Here is a 21,285-nt window from a genome sequence, read left to right as displayed (position 1 = left end):
AGAAGGTTACCCGGTTCAGCTCTTACTTCTGCACACGAGTCACGACTCGGCCGCAAATGCACTGACGGCGATTTCCGATCCGTCGCTTCCGCGGAGAATCTCGTAGTCCCCGAACACATTTGGGGCGACGTCACGAAGCTGACGTAGGCACTCGATCGCGACTCGCCGGATCTCGACGTCGGCATGTTCGGTGGCGCGCATCTCGACGAAGTGCCGCCAGGCCCGATAGTTCCCGGTCACGACCAAGCGCGTCTCGGTTGCGTTGGGCAGCACCGAGCGCGCAGCTTGCCTGGCTTGCTTCCCACGCATCGGGGCACCGGGCACTGATTGCAATTTCCCCTCGAGGGCGGTCAGCAGTTCGCCGTAAGCGCGACGGCTCTCGTCGGTGGCAGACAGAAACAGTGCTTCGAGCTCAGGATCACCTTCGACCGCGGGAGGCACGACAACGTTCGCATCATTCTCGCGAACGAATCGCTGCGAGAGTTGCGAGTACGAGAAGTGCCGGTGACGAATCAATTCGTGAGTGCACGAGCGCGAGATACCAGTGATGTAGAAGCTCACCGTCGCGTGCTCTAGCACCGAAACGTGTCCGACCTCGAGCAGATGTCTGAGGTAGCCGGCGTTGGTTGCGGTTCGCGGATTCGGCTTGGACCAACTCTGGTAGCAAGCTCGGCCGGAGAATTCGACGAGTGCTTCGCCGCCATCCGCGTCCGTCTCCCACGGAATGTCCTCGGGCGGGAAGAACTCGGACTTCGCCACCAACTGCACTTTCAGCGACACCGTGTTCGGCACAACCCACTCCTCGACAAGCACGAAACGACCAGCACGAAACCCGGGCGCCGTTCGCCTCAGGTGCTGGGCAACTCTATAGCGGTCGACCACCCCCGAGATCGAGTGACGTCATCACATCCTTGACTGACGTCACTTTTGACGCCACTCTGGTGTCATGGACATTTCGGAGTACACCGCGAAGCTGCAGAATGACCTCGTCACCGCAGCCGAACTCGGCGACGATCACACACGCCGGATTGCGGCGTCGTTGTCCGCCGCCATCGAACCCTCGGTCCGCCTGGTCTTGTTGGCCGCGGCGACGGAGTTGGCCAAGGAGATCGGGACCAAACTCGACGGCCGCGAGGTCAGGGTCAATCTCGACGGCAACGAGATCGTGACCGACGTCGTCCGCCCGACGAATTCGACCGGCGGCGAGGGCGGAAACGAGAAGGCAGACGACGAGAAGAAGGACTCCACTTACTCGTTCGACGACGTCAGCGGCGATATCAGCCGAGTGACGTTGAGGATGATGGAGCAGATCAAAGCCCGCGCCGAGGAGGCAGCCAATCAGAACGGAGTCTCCCTCAACTCGTGGGTTTCACAAGCCGTTCAGGGCGCATTGCGGGACCAGATGCGCAAGAACGGCATGGACTAGTTCGACGCCACCCTGATCGCCGATGATCTAATTGCGCAACTGCAGTAATCACGAACCGTTGCCGCAAGGCGAGAAGGAGCACGTTCATGGCCGTTTCGGGCGTCAAGGAATTCGAGATCAAGGCTGATCCGGAAACGGTGATGAAGGCCGTAGCTGCAGTCGATCGGCTGCCGGAGTGGTCGTCTGCGCACAAGAAGATCACCATCGAGAGCACTCACGACGACGGTCGACCCCATCGCGTTCGCATGGCCGTGTCCATTCTGGGAATCAACGACGAGCAGGTAGTCGACTACACCTTCGAGGGCGACGACAAGGTGACCTGGACCCTCGTCGAGAGCGGCCAGCAGAACCAGCAGGACGGCTCGTACGTCTTGACTCCCACCGACGGTGGAACCAAGGTCACCTTCGAACTGACCATCGATCCCAAGATCCCGCTGCCGGGCTTCCTGGTGAAGAAGGCGCAGAAGACGGCCCTGGAAACAGCAAGCAAGGGCCTGACGAAGTTCGTCGAAAACTTCTGAGCGCACACGCAATTCAGGCGGCCCTTACTTCGGCGTTCATCGCCGGGTAGGGGCCGTTTGCCGTGAAGCCCAGCTGCGATTTCTCGGAAGTTCTTGCCGATGTTGAACATTCGCCGGTAGCCGGGGACCGCCCAGAGTAACGTCGGCCGCGTGTCCGCCGAGACCGCAGAGCCCAACTCCATGGCACCCGTGCGCATCCTCGTCTACAGCGACGACGCACACACCCGCGAGCAGGTTCGGCTCGCTCTCGGAGAGCGCCCACATCCTTCGATGCCCACCATCGATTACGTCGAGGTCGCGACGGCGCCGATCGTCGTCGACAAGCTCGATGCCGGCGGAATCGATCTCGCCATCCTCGACGGCGAGGCGAGTCCGGCGGGCGGCATGGGCGTCGCGAAACAACTCAAGGACGAGATCGTCGACTGTCCACCGATCCTCGTACTGACCGGTCGACCCGACGATGCGTGGCTGGCGTCGTGGTCGCGAGCGGAAGCCTCAGTGCCGCAGCCGATAGATCCGATGGAACTCTCTTCCACCGTCATCGCGCTTCTGCGTCGGCAACTGAGCCGGTGAGCACCCGTTGCAGCGGTGATTCGTTGCGGCGCCGACTACTTCGGACTTTCGAGAGCGAAACTCGGCACCTCGAAAATCAACCCAATGTCGGAGGCCTCCCCTAGTGTGGGTGTCGCAGGTCACATAAGTGTCGAATTGCTGGCAGTATCGAAATTGAACGGCACCTTCGGGTTAACGGCACCTTCGGGTTAACGGCACCTTCGGGTTAACGGCACCTTCGGGCTAGGCGGACATCCGCACAGCGGAGAGGAGTTCGGGTGAGATGAACGCTTACATCCCCATTCTCGTTCTCGGGGTCATCGCGATGGCCTTCGCTGTGGTGTCGGTTGTTCTCGCGTCCGTGGTGGGCCCGAAGCGGTACAACAGGGCGAAACTCGAAGCCTACGAATGCGGAATCGAACCGGCACCCCGTACCGCTGGTGGCGGACGGTTTCCCGTCAAGTTCTATCTGACGGCAATGCTGTTCATCATCTTCGACATCGAGATCGTTTTCCTCTATCCGTGGGCGGTGCATTTCGATTCGCTCGGCTTGTTCGGCCTCGCGGCGATGGGCCTTTTCATAGTCAACGTCTCGGTGGCATACGCATACGAATGGCGGCGAGGCGGTCTCGGTTGGGACTAGCTCAGCGAACACAGGAACAGCACACACGAGTCAGACAAAACCGGTCACACCGCAGCTGTTACGACTGAAAAGAGTCGGATATGGGTCTCGAAGAAAAGCTCCCCAGCGGATTTCTACTGACCACGGTCGAGGGCCTGGCAGGTTATGCCCGCAAAGGATCACTGTGGCCTGCCACCTTCGGGCTCGCGTGTTGCGCCATCGAGATGATGGCAACCACGTCGGGTCGCTTCGACCTGGCGCGGTTCGGTATGGAGGCATTCCGCGCGTCGCCGCGACAGGCAGACCTTCTGATCGTGGCCGGGCGGGTCAGTCAAAAGATGGGCCCGGTACTTCGTCAGGTCTACGACCAGATGGCCGAGCCGAAATGGGTTCTGGCCATGGGTGTATGCGCGTCGTCCGGCGGAATGTTCAACAACTACGCAGTGGTTCAGGGCGTCGACCACATCGTGCCGGTCGACATCTACTTGCCCGGCTGTCCGCCGCGGCCGGAGATGCTCCTGAACGCGATCATCGAACTGCACCGAAAGATCCAGGAAATGCCCCTCGGCGTGAACCGCGAAGAGGCACGCGCGGCAGCCGAGCGCGCCGCACTGGCATCCACCCCCACCATCGACATGAAGGGGCTGCTGCGATGACCTCGGGTAACACCGGCGCGAGAGGGATGTTCGGGGTCCGCGGCACTGGCGACACCTCGGGCTACAGCAGGCTTGCCCCTCCGATCTCTCTAGAGGACAAGGCTTCTCGACCCTTCGGCGGTTATTTCGATGCAGTCGCGGATTCGTTGGACGCGGCATTGAGCAGCGCGGGTGGCACTTTCACCGCTGCAGTCGAGCGTGTGGTGATCTTTCGAGACGAGATGACGCTGCACGTCGAACGCTCCCACTTGCCGCAGGTTGCGCGAAGACTGCGCGACGAACCGGACCTTCGCTTCGAGCTCTGCCTGGGTGTCGACGGAGTGCACTACCCGCAGGACACCGGTCGTGAACTGCACGCCGTGTATCCACTTGCCTCGATTACGCACAACCGCCGAATCAGGCTGGAAGTATCTGTGCCGGATTCCGATCCGCATATTCCGTCGATTGTCGGGATCTACCCGACCAATGACTGGCATGAACGCGAGACGTACGACTTCTTCGGGATCGTCTTCGACGGTCATCCGGCCCTGACCCGCATCGAGATGCCCGACGACTGGAAAGGCCACCCCCAGCGGAAGGACTATCCGCTCGGCGGTATCCCGGTCGAGTACAAGGGCGCCCAGACTCCGCCTCCCGACGAGCGTAGGTCGTACAACTGATGAACGAGACGACAGGAAGCAACTCCGGTGCCACGACGGAAACCGTCGTCACGGCATCGGGTCAGGACTGGGACGACATCGTCACCGCGGCCGCCCGCCAGCGAACCGGCGAGGCGGAACGGATCGTGGTCAACATGGGCCCACAGCATCCGTCCACTCACGGGGTCTTGCGCCTCATTCTCGAGATCGAGGGTGAGACGGTCGTGGAAGCTCGATGTGGAATCGGGTACCTGCACACCGGAATCGAGAAGAATCTCGAATTCCGGAACTGGACGCAGGGTGTCACTTTCGTTACTCGAATGGACTACCTGTCACCGTTCTTCAACGAAACCGCGTACTGCCTCGGAGTCGAGAAACTTCTCGACATCACCGACGACATTCCCGAGCGAGCCACCGTCATTCGCGTGATGATGATGGAACTCAATCGGATCTCCTCACATCTCGTGGCCCTGGCGACCGGCGGAATGGAACTCGGCGCCGTAACGGCGATGCTGTTCGGATTCCGCGAACGCGAATTGATTCTGGACGTGTTCGAGACGATCACCGGACTGCGGATGAATCACGCCTACATCAGGCCTGGTGGTCTCGCTCAGGATCTACCCGACGGGTCGGTCGCGAAGGTTCGGGAATTGTTGAAGGTCCTACCGAAACGGTTACGTGACGTCGAACTGATGCTCAGCGACAACTCCATCTGGAAAGCACGTACCCAGGGAATCGGATATCTCGATCTCACCGGCTGTATGGCGCTCGGGGTGACGGGGCCGGTCCTTCGCGCCACAGGTCTCCCCCACGATCAGCGTCGAGCGCAGCCGTACTGCGGCTACGAGAACTACGAGTTCGACGTAGTGACACACGACGGATCCGATTGCTACGGAAGGTACGTCATCCGCGTCGAGGAGATGAAGGAGTCCCTCAAGATCGTGGAGCAGTGCCTCGACAAGCTACAACCGGGCCCGGTCATGGTGGACGACAAGAAGATCGCCTGGCCTGCCGATCTCGCTGTGGGACCGGATGGCCTCGGCAACTCGCAGAAGCACATCGCCAAGATCATGGAGTCCTCCATGGAAGGTCTGATTCACCATTTCAAACTGGTCACCGAGGGTATCCGCGTGCCGCCAGGTCAGGTGTACGTCGCCGTCGAGTCTCCGCGTGGCGAACTGGGGGTGCACATGGTCAGCGACGGGGGAACCCGGCCGTACCGCGTCCATTTCCGGGACCCGTCGTTCACCAACCTTCAGGCAGTAGCCGCGATGTGTGAGGGAGGCATGGTGTCCGACGTGATCGCTTCGGTTGCCAGTATCGATCCCGTCATGGGCGGAGTGGACCGATGACCGGCCCGAACAGCTCGTCACGCGTGTTCATCGAACTCGGGCCGCGCCGGGAGGAGCCCACGCAATTGGTACGCCCTGGCGCACGATCGAGCTATCCACCCGACGTACTCGCCCGACTCGACGCCGACGCCGAAACCGTCATCGCTCGCTACCGTGAGCCTGACGCCGCCGCGACCACCAGTCGATCCGCCCTCTTGCCGCTCCTTCATCTCGTGCAATCCGAGGACGGGTACATCACCCCGGCCGGGATCGATTTCTGCAGTGCCAAGCTGGGTTTGACGGGCGCCGAGGTCGCCGCAGTTTCCACCTTCTACTCCATGTATCGCCGGGGGCCGACGGGTGAGTATCTGGTCGGAGTCTGCACCAACACGCTGTGCGCGATCATGGGCGGCGACGACATCCTCGCGGCACTCGAAGAGCACCTGGGCTCGACAGGCTCCAGAGATGAAGGTGGACACTCCATCTCGACGTCCGACGGTAAGATCACCCTCGAACACATCGAGTGCAATGCGGCGTGCGACTACGCCCCCGTCATGATGATCAACTGGGAGTTCTTCGACAATCAGACCCCGGAATCGGCGCGCTCACTCGTCGATGCGCTCCGCGCCGGAGAGCGCGTGACACCCGATCGCGGTGCCACGCTGTGCTCGTTCCGGCAGACTGCGCGCACTCTGGCTGGTTTTCCGGATACGCGAATCGAGGCAGCCGAAGCACAGACCGTCGGCGATGCAACTCTTGCCGGACTACGTATCAGCCGATCTCTCGACGACAATCCACCCGGCTCGGCTTCCGCGGCCGACGCTCCCGGCGAAGGGAAGTGACATGACACTCGCCCCCGTCCTGAGTCGATACTGGGATCAACCGAATTCATGGACCCTCGACAGCTACCTTCGCCGCGACGGCTACCAGGCGCTGCGCAAAGCGCTGGCCACGCCCCCCGACGCCGTGATCGAAACCGTCAAGGACGCGGGCCTGCGCGGACGTGGCGGCGCGGGCTTCCCGACAGGCCTCAAGTGGAGCTTCATCCCCCAGGTCTCCGAAGACAAGCCAGGAGACGGCAAGCCTCACTACCTCGTCGTCAATGCCGACGAGTCCGAACCGGGCACATGCAAGGACATGCCGTTGATGATGGCGACCCCACACACGTTGGTGGAGGGAGTGATCATCGCGGCGTACGCAATTCGAGCAGCGAAGGCGTTCATCTACGTCAGAGGTGAGGTTGTCCCGGTTCTGCGACGCCTGCAGACCGCTGTCGCCGAGGCTTACGCGGCCGGATATCTGGGCCGCAACGTCCTCGGTTCGGGTTTCGATCTGGATCTCGTCGTCCATGCCGGAGCCGGCGCCTATATCTGTGGGGAAGAGACGGCCCTCCTCGATTCGTTGGAGGGACGACGCGGTCAGCCTCGACTGCGGCCGCCGTTCCCCGCTGTCGCCGGTCTCTATGCCTGCCCGACCGTCGTCAACAACGTCGAGTCCATCGCGAGTGTTCCGTCGATCGTCCTGGGCGGCCCGGAGTGGTTCCGGTCGATGGGAAGTGAGAAGTCACCGGGATTCACGCTGTATTCGCTCTCGGGTCATGTCACCACCCCCGGCCAGTACGAGGCTGAACTCGGGATCACCTTGCGCGAGCTGCTCGAATACGCAGGCGGGGTCCGCGCTGGACACACCCTCAAATTCTGGACTCCCGGCGGATCCTCGACACCGATCTTCACCGACGAACATCTCGATGTCCCACTCGACTACGAGGGCGTCGGCGCCGCGGGATCCATGCTCGGTACCAAGGCCTTGCAGATATTCGACGAGACAACCTGCATCGTGCGTGCGGTGTTGCGATGGACCGAGTTCTACGCTCACGAATCCTGCGGTAAATGCACGCCGTGCCGCGAGGGCACGTACTGGCTGGTGCAGATCCTGCGTCGGCTCGAAGGGGGAACAGGAACCGAGGCCGATCTCACCAAACTTCTCGATATCTCGGACACGATCCTCGGAAAGTCCTTCTGCGCGTTGGGTGATGGAGCGACCAGCCCGATCATGTCTTCCTTGAAGTACTTCCGCGAGGAATACGTAGCGCATTTCGACGGGAACGGATGCCCGTTCGATCCTCACCGGTCCGTTCTCGCGACAGGAGCGTTCGTCTCATGACTGCAGCCGACGCCACCACTGGAACCGATGCGGCACCGCCGATTGATCTCGTCACCCTCACCATCGACGGCCGGGAACTCCAGGTCCCCCAGGGCACGTTGATCATTCGCGCTGCGGAGATGATCGGCACCCAGATTCCGCGGTTCTGCGATCATCCTCTACTGGACCCGGTCGGTGCTTGCCGCCAGTGCATCGTGGAAGTCGAAGGTCAACGCAAGCCGGTGGCGTCCTGCACGACACCGGTTGCGGACGGAATGGTCGTCACCACACAGCTCACGTCGCCTGTGGCCGAGAAGGCGCAACGCGGGGTGATGGAACTCCTGCTCATCAACCACCCTCTGGACTGCCCCGTGTGCGACAAGGGCGGCGAGTGTCCGCTCCAGAACCAGGCGATGTCGACCGGTCGCACCGAATCCCGATTCGGTGAGGAGAAAAGGACCTACCCCAAGCCCATCCCCCTCTCGTCCGAGATCCTCCTCGACCGCGAGCGTTGTGTCCTCTGCGCCAGGTGCACGCGATTCTCGAGTCAGATCGCCGGCGACCCGTTCATCGATCTCCTCGAGCGCGGCGCGCTTCAACAGGTCGGGATCTACGCCAACGAGCCCTTCGAGTCCTACTTCTCGGGCAACACGATCCAGGTTTGCCCGGTCGGCGCGCTCACCAGTACGGCATACCGATTCCGGGCGCGACCGTTCGATCTGGTGTCCAGCCCCAGCGTGTGTGAACACTGCGCCGACGGATGTGCTCAGCGCACCGACCACCGTCGCGGAAAGGTTCTCCGTCGTCTCGCCGGGGACGACCCCGACGTCAACGAGGAATGGAACTGCGACAAGGGGCGCTTCGCTTTCACGTACACGACCCAAGGTGATCGGATCGCCACTCCCCTGATCCGCAACGCTGACGGCGAATTGATTCCGGCGTCGTGGCCCATGGCACTCGACCTCGTTGCGCGATCCTTCGCGCACGCCCGCGGTGACGCAGGCGTACTCGTCGGCGGACGCTCTACCTTGGAGGACGCCTACGCCTACGGTAAGTTCGCGCGAGTTGCTCTCGCTACCAACAACATCGATTTCCGAATCCGCGCTCACTCAGCCGAAGAGGAAGATTTCCTCTCAGCTCACGTCGCGGGCCGCACACTTGAAGGGTCGGTGACGTACCAGGACCTCGAATCTGCCCCGACCGCGTTGCTGGTAGCTCTCGAGCCCGAGGAGGAGTCACCGATCATCTTCCTGCGACTGCGCAAGGCCGCACGTTTCGGCAAGACGACGGTGCTCTCCAGCGCGCCATTCGCTACGCGCGGCCTGCAGAAGATGGGCGGTGGTCTACTTCGGACCGTTCCCGGAAGTGAAGCAGCTCTGATGGATTCGTTGTCCCACCCCGGCAGTGAGGAGGGTCAGCTCCTCCGGCAGCCCGGTGCTGTGATCCTGCTGGGTGAGCGACTGAGTGCGGTAGCAGGCGGCTTCGCCGCGGCGCTGCGACTCGCCGAATCGACGGGAGCTTCTTTGGCCTGGGTACCACGCCGCGCTGGTGATCGCGGCGCCGTCGAGGCCGGCGCGCTACCGGGATTGCTTCCCGGCGGACGCCCCGTTGCGGACCCGGCAGCACGTCAGGAGGTGGAATCAGTGTGGGGGGCCTCCATCCCGGCATCCGACGGTCGCGACGCCGCGAGTCTGCTGGATCCGGGGCAGACGACTGCTGCGCTTCTTGTCGGCGGCGTCGAGTTGAGTGATCTCCCGAACCCGGCGAGGGCAAGGGCCGCGATCGAAGCCGCAGGGTTCGTTGTGAGTTTGGAGATCCGTCACAGCGGAGTCACCGAACTCGCCGACGTCGTCTTCCCGGTGGCACCGGTCGCCGAGAAGCCCGGAACCTTCCTCGACTGGGAAGGCCGCGAGCGCGTGTTCGACACCGCGTTGAGAACGACAGGAGTAATGCCGGATCAGCGCGTTCTCCACGCGATCGCAGCCGAGATGGGCATCGATCTGGGCCTACCCGACGCAGATTCCGCACGCTCGGAGATACACCGCCTCGGCGCTTGGTCCGGATCGCGCCCCACCTCGCCTCAGGTCCCGTCAGGCACCATGCCCACACCGGCACTGGGCGAGGCAGTGTTGTCGAGTTGGCGAATGTTGCTCGACAACGGCCGATTGCAAGACGGCGAGCCCAACCTGGCGGGTACGGCACGGCCGTCGCTCGTGCGTTTGTCGGCCGAGACCGCTGCCGAGATCGGCGCCGACAACGGCGATCACGTTGCGGTGTCGACTGAATCCGGTTCCATCACATTACCGTTGGAGATCACCGACCTCCCGCCTCGAACAGTCTGGCTCCCGCTCAATTCACCGGGTAGCACGATCTACGAAACGCTCTGCGTCACCGCGGGGTCCGTGGTGAAGATTGCGAAGGCGGGAGCGCAATGAACACCCACGAGTACGGGACGGTCGCAGCTCCGGTCGACCTGTCGGCGTTTGGGCACGACCCGTGGTGGTTGGTGATCGGCAAGGCTCTCGCAATCTTCGTGTTCCTCGTACTCACCCCGCTGGTGGCGATCTACGCGGAACGAAAGGTCATGGCACGCATGCAGATGCGTGTCGGACCGAACCGCGTCGGCCCCCGTGGAATGCTCCAGAGCCTCGCTGACGGAATCAAGCTCGCCCTCAAGGAGGGCATCACACCGACCGGCGCCGACAAACCGCTTTACCTCCTCGCGCCCGTCATCGCGGTCGTGCCCGCCTTCATGGCTTTTGCTGTCATCCCGTTCGGTCCACAGGTGTCGATTTTCGGAACCCGGTCACCCCTGCAACTGACCGATCTACCGGTCGGCGTTCTGTACATCCTGGCCGTCACTTCTATCGGTGTGTACGGGATCGTCCTTGCCGGCTGGTCTTCGGGATCGACGTATCCCCTACTGGGCGCACTTCGATCGACCGCGCAGGTCATCTCGTACGAGGTAGCGATGGGCCTGTCTTTCGCTGCCGTTTTCCTCTACGCCGGCACGATGTCCACGTCCGGCATCGTCGACGCCCAACAGGGAGCCTGGTACGTCTTTCTCCTCCTGCCGTCCTTCCTGATCTACGTGACAGCCATGGTCGGCGAAACCAACAGGGCTCCCTTCGACCTTCCCGAGGCCGAGGGTGAGCTGGTAGGTGGGTTCCACACCGAGTACTCCTCCCTCAAGTTCGCGATGTTCATGCTGGCCGAGTACGTGAACATGGTGACGGTGTCCGCTCTGGCCACCACGCTGTTTCTGGGCGGGTGGCACGCACCGTTCCCGTTCAATCTTTGGGACGGCGCCAATTCCGGTTGGTGGCCGGTGCTGTGGTTTGTCGCGAAAGTGTGGGGCTTCCTCTTCGTCTTCATCTGGTTGCGCAGCACGCTTCCTCGATTGCGCTACGACCAGTTCATGAATCTCGGCTGGAAGGTTTTGATCCCAGCAGCTTTGGTATGGGTGATGGTGATCGCGACCGTTCGTGCGTTCCGCAACGAGGGCTACAACACCTGGGTCGTACTTCTCTGCGTCGCACTGGTTCTCGGAGCTGCGCTCCTGATCGTGTTGGCCGGGACTTACCGCGGCCGACGCCGAACTGCCGCGTTGGTCACCGCTTCGGGGACCTTGCCTTTCGATGCAATGTCGGGCGGCTTCCCGGTTCCACCGCTGCCTGGTCAAAAACTGCCTGGTCAAAAACTGCCTGGTCAAAAACTGCCTGGTCAGAACGTGCCACCGCCGCGACGCACAGATGTTTCCGACACATCGGAGGACTCCCATGCCTGAATTCCTCGGACCTATCGCGGGTTTCGGAGTGACGCTCTCGACCATGTTCAAGAAACCCGAGACCGAGTTCTATCCGGAGGAGAAGCGGCCCACCGCGCCCGGATACCACGGTCGCCATCAACTCAACCGGTATGCGGACGGACTCGAGAAGTGCATCGGTTGCGAACTGTGTGCCTGGGCCTGCCCCGCCGACGCGATCTATGTCGAGGGTGCTGACAACACCGAAGAAGAACGGTTCTCCCCCGGTGAGCGCTACGGGCAGGTGTATCAGATCAACTACCTGCGGTGCATCGGCTGCGGCCTCTGCGTCGAGGCCTGCCCCACTCGGGCCCTCACGATGACCAACGAGTACGAGATGGTCGACGACAATCGAGCTGGATTGATCTACGAGAAGGACCGATTGCTCGCGCCCCTGAAACCCGACATGACAGCGCCACCACACGCGCTGCGTCCCGGCACAACTCAGGACGACTACTACCGCGGCGACATCACAGCAGTACCCGAACAAGCAGTACCCGAACAAGCAGCACCCGAACAGCCAGCACCCGAGCGAGAGCCGAACCCGGAGACCGAGAAATGATCGCGGCGGTCACGACCACGATCCTGGCGGAGGGAACGATGACATCGACCTCCACCGGCGAGGCGGTGCAGTTCTGGATCCTCGGAACCCTTGCGGTGATCAGCGCTTTGGGTGTCGTCGCCGCGCCCAAGGCCGTCTACTCTGCACTCTTCCTTGCGATGACGATGATCATCCTGGCCGTGTTCTACATCGTCCAGGGCGCACTGTTCCTGGGTGTCGTCCAGATCGTCGTCTATACCGGCGCGGTGATGATGTTGTTCTTGTTCGTCCTGATGCTGGTGGGCGTGGATTCTTCGGACTCCCTGGTCGAAACGCTACGCGGACAACGAGTCAGCGCGATCGTGATCGGCGTGGGATTCGGGCTACTCCTTATCGGCGGCCTCGGAAATGCGTCGATCTCGGGCTTCACCGGATTCACCGGACTCGACCAGGGCAACATCGACGCACTCGCCGATCTCATCTTCATCCGCTACGTCTGGGCCTTCGAACTGACCGGTGCACTGCTGATCACGGCGACACTCGGCGCAATGATGCTCGCACACCGGGAGAAGATCGGAGCCACACTCAGCCAACGCGAACTCTCGCAGCAACGATTCGCGTACCTGGGCAGCGATGAAGACAATCCCGAAAAGGGCTCGGCCACTCCACTCCCCAGTCCCGGCGTGTACGCACGTCACAACGCAGTGGACATGCCGGCCTTGTTGCCGGACGGAACGTTCTCGACGCTCTCTGTCAGCAGCGCGCTCACTCCACGTTCCCCGGATCCGAGCACCGGTGAGGAGACTCAGCGATGAATCCCGAGAACTATCTGTATCTGTCCGTCCTGTTGTTCACGATCGGAGCTGCAGGAGTCCTCCTGCGCCGCAACGCCATCGTGGTGTTCATGTGTATCGAATTGATGCTCAACGCAGCCAACCTGGCGTTCGTGACCTTCGCGCGCATGCACGGCAATCTGGACGGCCAGATCTTCGCCTTCTTCACGATGGTGGTCGCTGCGGCCGAAGTTGTCGTCGGCCTGGCAATCATCATGATCATCTTCCGATCTCGGCGTTCTGTATCCGTCGACGACGCAGACCTGCTGAAGTACTGATATGTCAGGAGGAATCACGTCCGCCATCTGGTTGCTCCCCGCCCTGCCGCTGTGCGGCGCCGCTGTTCTTTTGCTGGCCGGTCGTCGCACGAACGCGTGGGGTCACCTGCTTGCCTGCGTCATGGCTATCGCGTCGTTTGTCGTCGCAGTGGTGTTTTTCATCGCCATGCTCGGCCGCGACACCGCCGACCGCACCGTCACCGAGCACCTGTTCAGTTGGGTCCCGGTCGACAGTCTTCAGGTCGAGTTCGGACTGCAACTGGACCAACTGTCGATGTGTTTCGTTCTGCTCATCACCGGTGTAGGTTCGCTGATCCACATCTACTCGGTCGGATACATGGCGCACGACCCCGAGCGTCGTAAGTTCTTCGCGTACCTCAATCTTTTCCTCGCTGCAATGCTGCTTCTGGTGCTCGCCGACAACTTCCTCGGACTCTACGTCGGCTGGGAAGGCGTCGGTTTGGCGTCATACCTGCTGATCGGCTTCTGGCAGCACAAGCCGTCGGCGGCGACTGCCGCCAAGAAGGCTTTTGTCGTCAATCGGGTGGGCGACATCGGATTGATGATCGCAATGATGTTGATGTTCAGCACATTCGGCTCGCTCTCGTTCAGCAATGTGTTCGGCGACGCGTCCGGCGCAAGCGAAGGTGTCCTGACGGCGATCGGTCTGATGCTCCTCCTCGCTGCGTGCGCGAAGTCGGCGCAAGTGCCGCTGCAGTCGTGGCTCGGCGACGCGATGGAGGGCCCCACCCCCGTTTCGGCTCTGATTCACGCGGCCACGATGGTCACCGCCGGCGTCTACCTGATCGTGCGCTCCAATCTGATCTTCGATCTCGCGCCCGACGCTCAACTCGTGGTTGTCATCGTCGGTGCCGTGACGCTCCTGTTCGGTGCGATCATCGGCTGTGCGAAGGACGACATCAAGAAAGCGCTCGCCGCATCGACCATGAGTCAGATCGGATACATGGTCCTGGCCGCGGGTCTCGGACCAGCCGGATACGCCTTCGCAATCCTTCATCTGATCACCCACGGATTCTTCAAGGCGGGCCTGTTCCTCGGCGCCGGCTCCGTGATGCACGCGATGAACGACGAAACCGACATGCGGCGCTACGGCGGACTCCGGGCGTTCATGCCACTGACTTTTGTCACGTTCGGGCTCGGATATCTTGCCATCATCGGTGTTCCGCCATTTGCCGGGTTCTTCTCCAAGGACAAGATCATCGAGGTTGCAATCGGCGAGGGCGGCGTCAAGGGTGTTGTGCTTGGCATCGTCACGCTCTTGGGTGCGGCGCTCACTGCCTTCTACATGAGCCGCGTGATGCTGATGACCTTCTTCGGGAAGGCCCGCTGGGAGAACCAGAAACCTCACGAATCTCCGGCGGTGATGACGTCTCCGATGATCATTCTGGCGGTGGGATCCGTCGGGGCCGGCATGCTCCTGACCATCGGGTCCAGCTTGCAGAACTGGCTGGAACCGGTTGTCGGCTCCCATCACGTCGAACCGCCGATACCCGCATGGTCGATCACCGCGCTGGCGCTGCTCGCAGTTGCCGCCGGCGTCGCGATTGCTTATCGCGAGTACGCCACACGGGAGATTCCCGTGGTGGCACCGACTCCGGTTTCTCCGTTGACCGTTGCGGCTCGCCGTGATCTGTACGGTGACGCCTTCAACGAGGCGGTGTTCATGAAGCCGGGACAACAACTCACCAAGTCGCTGGAAGTGGTCGACACCAAGGGAATAGGCGGCGTCGTGGGTAGCTTTGCGGTGGTCGTCACCGGCTTGTCCACGCTCACGCGGAAGCTGCAGACCGGGTTCGTTCGTTCGTACGCGCTGGTGATGTTTGTCGGAGCAACACTCGTGGTCGCGACAATGATGGCGGTGACACTGTGGTGATCGAAGCGGCGGTGAGCGACCCTGTGACCAATGCCGGCTTCCCTGCGCTGACGGCGCTCTGGCTGCTTCCGCTCATCGGAGCGGGTGTTGTCCTCGCTCTGCCTGCACGGTCGTACCAATTTGCCAAATCTCTCGCGCTGGCAGTGTCCGTGGCAGTCCTGGTGATCGCCGGCGGTCTCGGAGTTGCGTTCGACCGCGGCGGCGAGCAGTTTCAGTTCGTCGAAAGCCACAACTGGATACCGGCTTTCGGTACCAGCTACACACTCGGACTTGACGGCATCGCACTCGTTCTGGTTCTTCTCACCGCAGTGCTGGTGCCATTACTACTGATCGCGGGCTGGAACGACGTCCCCGCGGACCCGGCATCACCCAAGCGGATGCCGCACACCTATTTCGCGCTGATCCTTGTTGTCGAGTCCATGGTGATGATTTCGTTCAGCGCCTTGGATATTCTCCTGTTCTATATTTTCTTCGAGGCAATGCTGATACCGATGTATTTCCTCATCGGCGGGTTCGGCGGAGTGGGCAGATCTCGCGCAGCCGTGAAGTTTCTGCTCTACAACCTCCTCGGCGGCCTGGTTATGCTCGCTGCGGTCATCGGCCTGTACGTGGTCACCACGCGCGACGAGAGTCCCTTCACCAGCGGCACTTTCGACTTCCGAGCGATCGCGTCCGCGGCGAGCAGCGGTGAACTCGGCGTCGGACCCGGGGTGCTCAACGCCTTGTTCCTCGGATTCATGTTCGCGTTCGCGGTCAAGGCACCGCTCTGGCCGCTGCACAGTTGGTTGCCGGACTCCGCGGTGGAATCGACTCCGTCGACAGCAGTGTTGATGATGGCGGTCGTGGACAAGGTAGGCACCTTCGCGATGATTCGCTACTGCCTGCAACTGTTCCCCGAGTCGTCGTCGACTTTTGCACCGTGGATCATCACGCTCGCCGTGATCGGAATCGTCTACGGCGCAATACTGGCGATCGCGCAGACAGACGTCATGCGACTGATCGCCTACACGTCGATTTCACACTTCGGCTTCATCATTCTCGGAATCTTCGCGATGACCAGCCAGAGCCAGGCAGGTTCCGCGCTGTACATGGTCAATCACGGAATCTCCACCGCCGCGCTGTTCTTGATTGCGGGCTTCCTGGTCTCGCAGCGAGGTACACGATCGATCGCAGCGTACGGCGGCGTCCAGAAAGTCGCACCCGTCCTGGCCGGCACATTCCTCGTTGCGGGGTTGGCAACCCTGTCGCTGCCGGGTCTCGCGCCGTTCGTCAGTGAGTTCCTGGTGCTGATCGGAACGTACTCGCGCTACCACGTGGCCGCTATCGCGGCGACTGTCGCGCTTGTACTGTCCGCGATCTACATACTCTGGCTCTATCAGCGCATGATGGGCGGACCGGTGAAGGAAGGGCAGGGAACGATCCGCGACCTCGCGCGACGCGAACTCGTGGTGGTCGCCCCACTGATCGCACTCCTCCTGCTCCTCGGCATCTACCCCAAGCCTGCCTTGGACGTCATCACTCCTGCAGTGAGCCACACCGTCGTCTACGAGGCACCGACGCCGCTCGTCGCCGACCACGAAGGAGGTGCCCACAAATGAGTTCCTTCAACGACGTGACCATCCTCGGTTCGGCCGACGCGGCATCACCCAGTATCGAATACAGCCTGCTCGCGCCGATGTCGATCGTGTTCGGTGTTGCGGTGGTCGGGGTACTCATCGAAGCCTTTGCACCCCGGCGTATTCGGTACCCAGTGCAACTCGTCCTCGGTGTCGGAGGTTTGGCGGCTGCGTTCGTGGCAGTGCTTCTGCTCGCCGGCACGCGGTCGACGGCGATGATGGGTTCTGTTGCTGTCGACGGACCGACGCTGTTCTTGCAGGCCACGATCCTTCTTGTGTCGATCCCCGCGGTACTGCTGATTGCCGAGCGAGGCTCGGGCAACACCGCCGAAGTGATTGCGCAACATGACGCGCTCGGCAGTTTCACCCCTCAAGCGTCGAGCGTCCCGGGAAGTGTTGCGGAGCAAGAAGCAGTGAAGGTCGGTGTCGCCCAGACCGAAGTCTTTCCGCTCACGCTCTTTGCGGTCGGCGGTATGTTGTTGTTTCCGGCTTCGAACGATCTACTGACGATGTTCGTTGCGCTCGAAGTGTTCTCACTGCCTCTGTATCTCCTGTGCGGTCTGGCACGCAGACGTCGCCTGCTCTCCCAGGAAGCTGCGCTCAAGTACTTTCTGCTCGGGGCATTTTCGTCGGCGTTCTTCGTTTTCGGAATTGCGTTGCTGTACGGCTATGCCGGGACGGTCATGCTCTCCGGTATCGCCGACGCAGCACGCATCGGGTCGGGCACCGACGCCTTCCTCTGGCTCGGAACGGCCCTGGTGGCAGTGGGGTTGCTGTTCAAAGTCGGTGCAGTGCCGTTTCATTCGTGGATTCCCGACGTCTATCAAGGGGCGCCGACGCCGATCACCAGTTTCATGGCGACTGCGACCAAGATTGCCGCGTTCGGCGCCATCCTTCGCGTCTTCTACGTGGCCCTGCCCAATGAATACGTGAACTGGCGCCCGCTGATGTGGGCGGTCGCGATTCTCACGATGGTTGTCGGATCGATCGTTGCAGTGACGCAGACCGATATGAAGCGAATGCTGGCCTATTCGGCTATCGCGCACACCGGATTCATTCTGACCGCCGTGGTGGCGGACTCGGATGCCGGCCTCGCCTCGGCGATGTTCTATCTTCTGGCTTACGGATTCAGCACCGTGGGTGCGTTCGCCGTCGTCAGTGTGGTCCGGGACGCTGACGGTGAGGTCGCTGCGCTGTCGCGCTGGGCCGGATTGGGCAGACGCTCACCATTGGTCGGCGTTGTGTTTGCACTGTTCCTGTTGGCTTTCGCCGGGATTCCGTTGACCAGTGGGTTCATCGGAAAGTTCGCGGTGTTCAGCGCGGCCGCCGAGGGTGGGGCCGCGCCTCTCGTGATCGTCGGCGTCCTGTGCAGCGCGATCGCCGCCTACTTCTACGTGCGAGTGATCGTGTTGATGTTCTTCACCGAATCGGCGGAAGACGCACCGACCGTCGTGGTGCCGAGTGCACTGACCAGCAGTGTGATCGGCCTCGGCGCCGGTGTAACGCTCATCCTCGGCATACTCCCCCAGCCGGCGCTCGATCTCGCCGAGCGTGCAGCGGACTTCGTGCACTGAGCCGATGCGTGAATCTGTTCGCGACGCCGGACTGCCGAGTACCTTGCGGTCGCCATGGTTTGTCGGGTTTTCCGCGGTGGCGATTCTTCATCTGATCCTGAATGCCGCTGATGCTGTGCCCTGGGACGGGATCACCAAGGTCATGCTCGCGCCGATTCTGGCTGCCTGGGTTGTCGACCAAGGCGGACCGAGGATTGTTGCTGCTGCGCTGATTGCCTGCGCTTTCGGAGACCTGTTCCTGATCTGGGACTCCACGTTTGTCATCGGGATGGCCGCCTTCGCGATCGGTCACGTCTGTTTCATCCGATTCTTTCTCTCGCACGGCGCTCTTCGGGAGATACGAAGGCGGCCATGGTTTTTGTGCGCGTACGCCGTTGCCGGAATTGCCCTTGTGTCGTACGCCTGGACCGGTCTCGAACCGGCACTTCGGATTGCCGTCCCTGTGTACGCCGCAATCCTGGTGGGAACCGCGTCCACCGCACTGGCCTACAACACGACCACCGGTATCGGCGGCGCACTGTTCCTCACCTCTGACGCCCTGATCCTGCTCGGTCAGGCGAACAAGTGGCAGCCTGCCGCTGCCGGCATCTGGATCATGACGCTGTACATCCTTGCGTTGTTGCTCCTGACCGTCGGAATCCTCGGCCGGAGTAACACGGCATACCGTCCATTGGCGCCCACGCTGTAAGGATCAGCAACCAGCCGGACATCTCTTCTTATGACGCCGAAATCCGAGGACGGGCCACCACCGAGCGACGAAGAGCGTTTCACCGTCTTGTGGGACGCCTACGCCGGTCGGGTGTTCGCCTATACCTGCCGCCACGTTGATCATCACAGCGCACAGGAAGTTGTCTCCGAGACGTTCCTCGTTGCCTGGCGACGCTTGGACGAAGTGCCCGAACAGGCACTTCCATGGCTGTTGGTGGTGGCTCGAAACACCTTGAACAACAACCGTCGGAGCGTTCGGCGCCATGATGCGTTGACCGAGAAGATGCGACGCATCGAACAGATTGCGGCATCGACGCCGGGCGCCGACGTTACTGTCACCGACCGCACAGAACTGCTCGAAGCACTGACAACACTCACCGTCACCGAGCGTGAAGCCCTACTCCTGACTGCCTGGGACGGATTGACCGCCACCGAAGCAGCGCGGGTCGCCGGGTGTTCGGTTCCAGCCATGCATGTTCGACTCTTTCGCGCTCGGCGTCGATTGAGCACCGGGCTGGCTTCAGAACCTGACACCGCGATCCCGATGAACACCGCCCGACCTTGCGCTGCCGCCGAACACGGGAGTACTCCATGAGCAAAGATCTGCTGACCACCCTCGAGAAGCTGCGGCCGACCGATTCTCTTTCCGCCGAACTCTGGCCCGAGAACGTCCAGGTTGCCACTCGCATCCGAATCATCGCTGACGAAAACAACATTGGAACACCCAGAGTTCCACGCCGCCGGGTAGGCGCCGTAGCTCTCGTCGCGATGCTCTGTGCAGCGGGAATGGTGGGCTGCGCCGCTGCCACGGCGATGATGCCTAAACCGTTTACGGATATGTACTCGGGTTGGCAGACCATGCCGGGAACCAACGGCGGAATAGATCCGTCCACCGCCGAGCGGGTCGGGTCCATCCCCGGACCTGACGGAACCGTGTTCAGCGTCTTCGTTGCCCACGGCGCTGATGGCTGGAGGTGCGTCGCCCCGGTTTTCGAGACGTCATCCGAGACCGACAAGGTTGGTCCGTCGAAATTCATCAGCCTCGGACACGGCTGCAGATCGAACGACGACTTGTACGGCGCAGATTCATTCGGGGGCGGCGCCGGGTACGAGGCCGGTTCGCACGAGGCGACCTACGACGCAGGGGCGGGAGGTGCCGTTCGGGCCGAACTTCACACCGCAGACGGCCAAATCTATCCGACAATTCTTGCCGAAGACCGCTTCTACGGATGGATTCCCCTCTCGCTCACCTTCCCGCGTCCAACTCTCGTCGGATATGCCGCAGACGGGACGGTCGTCGGCACCCGGTGAGCTGTCGGTACCCTCGAAAGATGACTGCACAGGCCCCGAACGAGCGCATCCCCAGCCAGTGGGAAGAGATCACTGCAGCCGACTCGACGCATTCCACACGATATGTCGAGCGTTTCCGTTCCATGAGAGCGGACGGCAAGGACATTGCCGGGGAAGCACGTTTGATCGACGCGATGCTCGGACGCGGTGGCCGGGTTCTCGATGCAGGGTGCGGGCCGGGCCGACTCGGCGGTTATCTGCACGACGTCGGGCATGTGGTTGTCGGAGTCGACGTTGACCCGGTTCTCATCGCTGCCGCGGAGGAGGACCACCCAGGCCCGACGTGGCTTGTCGGCGATCTCTCCGAGCTCGATCTACCGGCCCGCGGTGTCGAGGCAAATTTCGACGTCATCGTGTCGGCAGGCAACGTGATGGCGTTTCTCGCTCCGTCAACCAGGCAAGCAGTATTGTCAGGATTTGCTCGTCATCTCGCTCCGAGCGGCCGAGTGGTCATCGGATTCGGTGCCGGCCGTGGCTACGAGTTCCCCGAGTTTCTCGCCGACGCGGCCGCGAGTGGCCTCGAGGCTGATCTGCTGCTGTCCACGTGGGACCTGCGCCCGTTCAAGGACAATTCCGAATTCCTGGTCGCGGTGTTCTCCCGCGCCTAGCCCGCCAGTTCACCGCCTTCCCCACAATCCGTCACATGGCGATCAATTCACCCTGATCACAATCCTGGCGACTGTTGTTCACTACGAACATAATTGGATCAATGCGGGTGTGGCCGAGCGGCAAGGCAGCGGTCTGCAAAACCGTCCACGCAGGTTCGACTCCTGCCATCCGCTCAGCTTGCGAACCAGC

At 61.9% G+C, this 21,285-nt stretch carries 22 protein-coding genes and 1 tRNA gene; 22 read left to right on the top strand and 1 reads right to left on the bottom strand.

What is annotated here, in order from left to right; translation table 11 throughout:
- Nucleotides 1-39: 39 nt before the first annotated feature.
- A complete protein-coding gene (thyX, locus tag FEZ59_RS29330; protein ID WP_020907513.1) occupies nucleotides 40-792 on the bottom strand; it encodes an FAD-dependent thymidylate synthase in 753 nt (250 codons plus the stop codon).
- Between the two features lie 154 nt (nucleotides 793-946).
- On the opposite strand from thyX, the gene FEZ59_RS29325 reads away from it, so the two are divergent.
- The 22 genes from FEZ59_RS29325 (at nucleotide 947) to FEZ59_RS29220 (ending at nucleotide 21,269) form a co-directional block, all read left to right on the top strand.
- Nucleotides 947-1,426: a toxin-antitoxin system HicB family antitoxin gene (locus FEZ59_RS29325; RefSeq protein ID WP_019748177.1), complete on the top strand. Its 480-nt coding sequence runs from the start codon at nucleotides 947-949 to the stop codon at nucleotides 1,424-1,426.
- Between the two features lie 86 nt (nucleotides 1,427-1,512).
- A complete protein-coding gene (locus FEZ59_RS29320) occupies nucleotides 1,513-1,947 on the top strand; it encodes an SRPBCC family protein (RefSeq protein WP_020907512.1) in 435 nt (144 codons plus the stop codon).
- 180 nt (nucleotides 1,948-2,127) lie between these two features.
- Complete coding sequence (locus FEZ59_RS29315) at nucleotides 2,128-2,520, top strand: response regulator transcription factor (protein WP_044480360.1); 393 nt, start codon at nucleotides 2,128-2,130, stop codon at nucleotides 2,518-2,520.
- Nucleotides 2,521-2,782: 262 nt separating this feature from the next.
- Nucleotides 2,783-3,142, top strand: coding sequence for an NADH-quinone oxidoreductase subunit A (locus FEZ59_RS29310; protein WP_003942165.1), 360 nt, complete (start codon nucleotides 2,783-2,785; stop codon nucleotides 3,140-3,142).
- A gap of 80 nt (nucleotides 3,143-3,222) precedes the next feature.
- On the top strand, nucleotides 3,223-3,777 hold the full coding sequence (locus tag FEZ59_RS29305) for an NADH-quinone oxidoreductase subunit B (protein WP_003942234.1): 555 nt from the start codon (nucleotides 3,223-3,225) through the stop codon (nucleotides 3,775-3,777).
- Entirely contained in the window at nucleotides 3,774-4,436 is a 663-nt protein-coding gene (locus FEZ59_RS29300) for an NADH-quinone oxidoreductase subunit C (RefSeq protein WP_019748174.1), read from the top strand. The genes FEZ59_RS29305 and FEZ59_RS29300 overlap by 4 nt, the downstream gene beginning before the upstream one ends.
- Nucleotides 4,436-5,767: an NADH dehydrogenase (quinone) subunit D gene (gene nuoD / locus FEZ59_RS29295; protein ID WP_019748173.1), complete on the top strand. Its 1,332-nt coding sequence runs from the start codon at nucleotides 4,436-4,438 to the stop codon at nucleotides 5,765-5,767. The genes FEZ59_RS29300 and nuoD overlap by 1 nt, the downstream gene beginning before the upstream one ends.
- Complete coding sequence (gene nuoE / locus FEZ59_RS29290; protein ID WP_172933548.1) at nucleotides 5,764-6,588, top strand: NADH-quinone oxidoreductase subunit NuoE; 825 nt, start codon at nucleotides 5,764-5,766, stop codon at nucleotides 6,586-6,588. The genes nuoD and nuoE overlap by 4 nt, the downstream gene beginning before the upstream one ends.
- Nucleotide 6,589: 1 nt before the next feature.
- The gene (gene nuoF, locus FEZ59_RS29285) at nucleotides 6,590-7,909 is read left to right on the top strand and encodes an NADH-quinone oxidoreductase subunit NuoF (protein WP_019748171.1); all 1,320 of its coding nucleotides are present in this window, start codon (nucleotides 6,590-6,592) and stop codon (nucleotides 7,907-7,909) included.
- Nucleotides 7,906-10,323, top strand: coding sequence for an NADH-quinone oxidoreductase subunit G (locus FEZ59_RS29280; protein WP_172933547.1), 2,418 nt, complete (start codon nucleotides 7,906-7,908; stop codon nucleotides 10,321-10,323). Before nuoF ends, FEZ59_RS29280 begins: the two co-directional genes overlap by 4 nt.
- On the top strand, nucleotides 10,320-11,675 hold the full coding sequence (nuoH, locus tag FEZ59_RS29275) for an NADH-quinone oxidoreductase subunit NuoH (RefSeq protein WP_099697707.1): 1,356 nt from the start codon (nucleotides 10,320-10,322) through the stop codon (nucleotides 11,673-11,675). The genes FEZ59_RS29280 and nuoH overlap by 4 nt, the downstream gene beginning before the upstream one ends.
- On the top strand, nucleotides 11,668-12,255 hold the full coding sequence (gene nuoI, locus FEZ59_RS29270; protein ID WP_133729302.1) for an NADH-quinone oxidoreductase subunit NuoI: 588 nt from the start codon (nucleotides 11,668-11,670) through the stop codon (nucleotides 12,253-12,255). Before nuoH ends, nuoI begins: the two co-directional genes overlap by 8 nt.
- The gene (locus tag FEZ59_RS29265) at nucleotides 12,252-13,049 is read left to right on the top strand and encodes an NADH-quinone oxidoreductase subunit J (RefSeq protein ID WP_020907504.1); all 798 of its coding nucleotides are present in this window, start codon (nucleotides 12,252-12,254) and stop codon (nucleotides 13,047-13,049) included. The genes nuoI and FEZ59_RS29265 overlap by 4 nt, the downstream gene beginning before the upstream one ends.
- The gene (nuoK, locus tag FEZ59_RS29260) at nucleotides 13,046-13,345 is read left to right on the top strand and encodes an NADH-quinone oxidoreductase subunit NuoK (RefSeq protein ID WP_003942238.1); all 300 of its coding nucleotides are present in this window, start codon (nucleotides 13,046-13,048) and stop codon (nucleotides 13,343-13,345) included. The genes FEZ59_RS29265 and nuoK overlap by 4 nt, the downstream gene beginning before the upstream one ends.
- 1 nt (nucleotide 13,346) lies before the next feature.
- Nucleotides 13,347-15,239 (top strand): NADH-quinone oxidoreductase subunit L, encoded by a 1,893-nt coding sequence (gene nuoL / locus FEZ59_RS29255; protein WP_172933546.1) that lies wholly within the window; start codon nucleotides 13,347-13,349, stop codon nucleotides 15,237-15,239.
- Nucleotides 15,233-16,837 (top strand): NADH-quinone oxidoreductase subunit M, encoded by a 1,605-nt coding sequence (locus FEZ59_RS29250; RefSeq protein WP_172933545.1) that lies wholly within the window; start codon nucleotides 15,233-15,235, stop codon nucleotides 16,835-16,837. The genes nuoL and FEZ59_RS29250 overlap by 7 nt, the downstream gene beginning before the upstream one ends.
- Entirely contained in the window at nucleotides 16,834-18,429 is a 1,596-nt protein-coding gene (nuoN, locus tag FEZ59_RS29245) for an NADH-quinone oxidoreductase subunit NuoN (RefSeq protein ID WP_172933544.1), read from the top strand. The genes FEZ59_RS29250 and nuoN overlap by 4 nt, the downstream gene beginning before the upstream one ends.
- Nucleotides 18,430-18,433: 4 nt before the next feature.
- Nucleotides 18,434-19,117, top strand: a complete 684-nt coding sequence (locus FEZ59_RS29240) for a lysoplasmalogenase (protein WP_172933543.1) — start codon at nucleotides 18,434-18,436, stop codon at nucleotides 19,115-19,117.
- A 30-nt stretch (nucleotides 19,118-19,147) separates the two neighbouring features.
- A complete protein-coding gene (locus FEZ59_RS29235; protein ID WP_172933542.1) occupies nucleotides 19,148-19,732 on the top strand; it encodes a sigma-70 family RNA polymerase sigma factor in 585 nt (194 codons plus the stop codon).
- The gene (locus tag FEZ59_RS29230) at nucleotides 19,729-20,448 is read left to right on the top strand and encodes a hypothetical protein (RefSeq protein ID WP_172933541.1); all 720 of its coding nucleotides are present in this window, start codon (nucleotides 19,729-19,731) and stop codon (nucleotides 20,446-20,448) included. The genes FEZ59_RS29235 and FEZ59_RS29230 overlap by 4 nt, the downstream gene beginning before the upstream one ends.
- A gap of 20 nt (nucleotides 20,449-20,468) precedes the next feature.
- The gene (locus tag FEZ59_RS29225; RefSeq protein ID WP_172933540.1) at nucleotides 20,469-21,095 is read left to right on the top strand and encodes a class I SAM-dependent methyltransferase; all 627 of its coding nucleotides are present in this window, start codon (nucleotides 20,469-20,471) and stop codon (nucleotides 21,093-21,095) included.
- Nucleotides 21,096-21,198: 103 nt separating this feature from the next.
- A tRNA-Cys gene (locus FEZ59_RS29220) sits at nucleotides 21,199-21,269 on the top strand.
- Nucleotides 21,270-21,285 lie beyond the last annotated feature (16 nt).

Source organism: Rhodococcus sp. MS13 (genome assembly GCF_013277835.1).
Taxonomy (GTDB): domain Bacteria; phylum Actinomycetota; class Actinomycetes; order Mycobacteriales; family Mycobacteriaceae; genus Rhodococcus_F; species Rhodococcus_F erythropolis.
The sequence above is the reverse complement of the archived record's forward strand: the minus strand, read 5'-3'. Positions and strand labels throughout refer to the sequence as shown.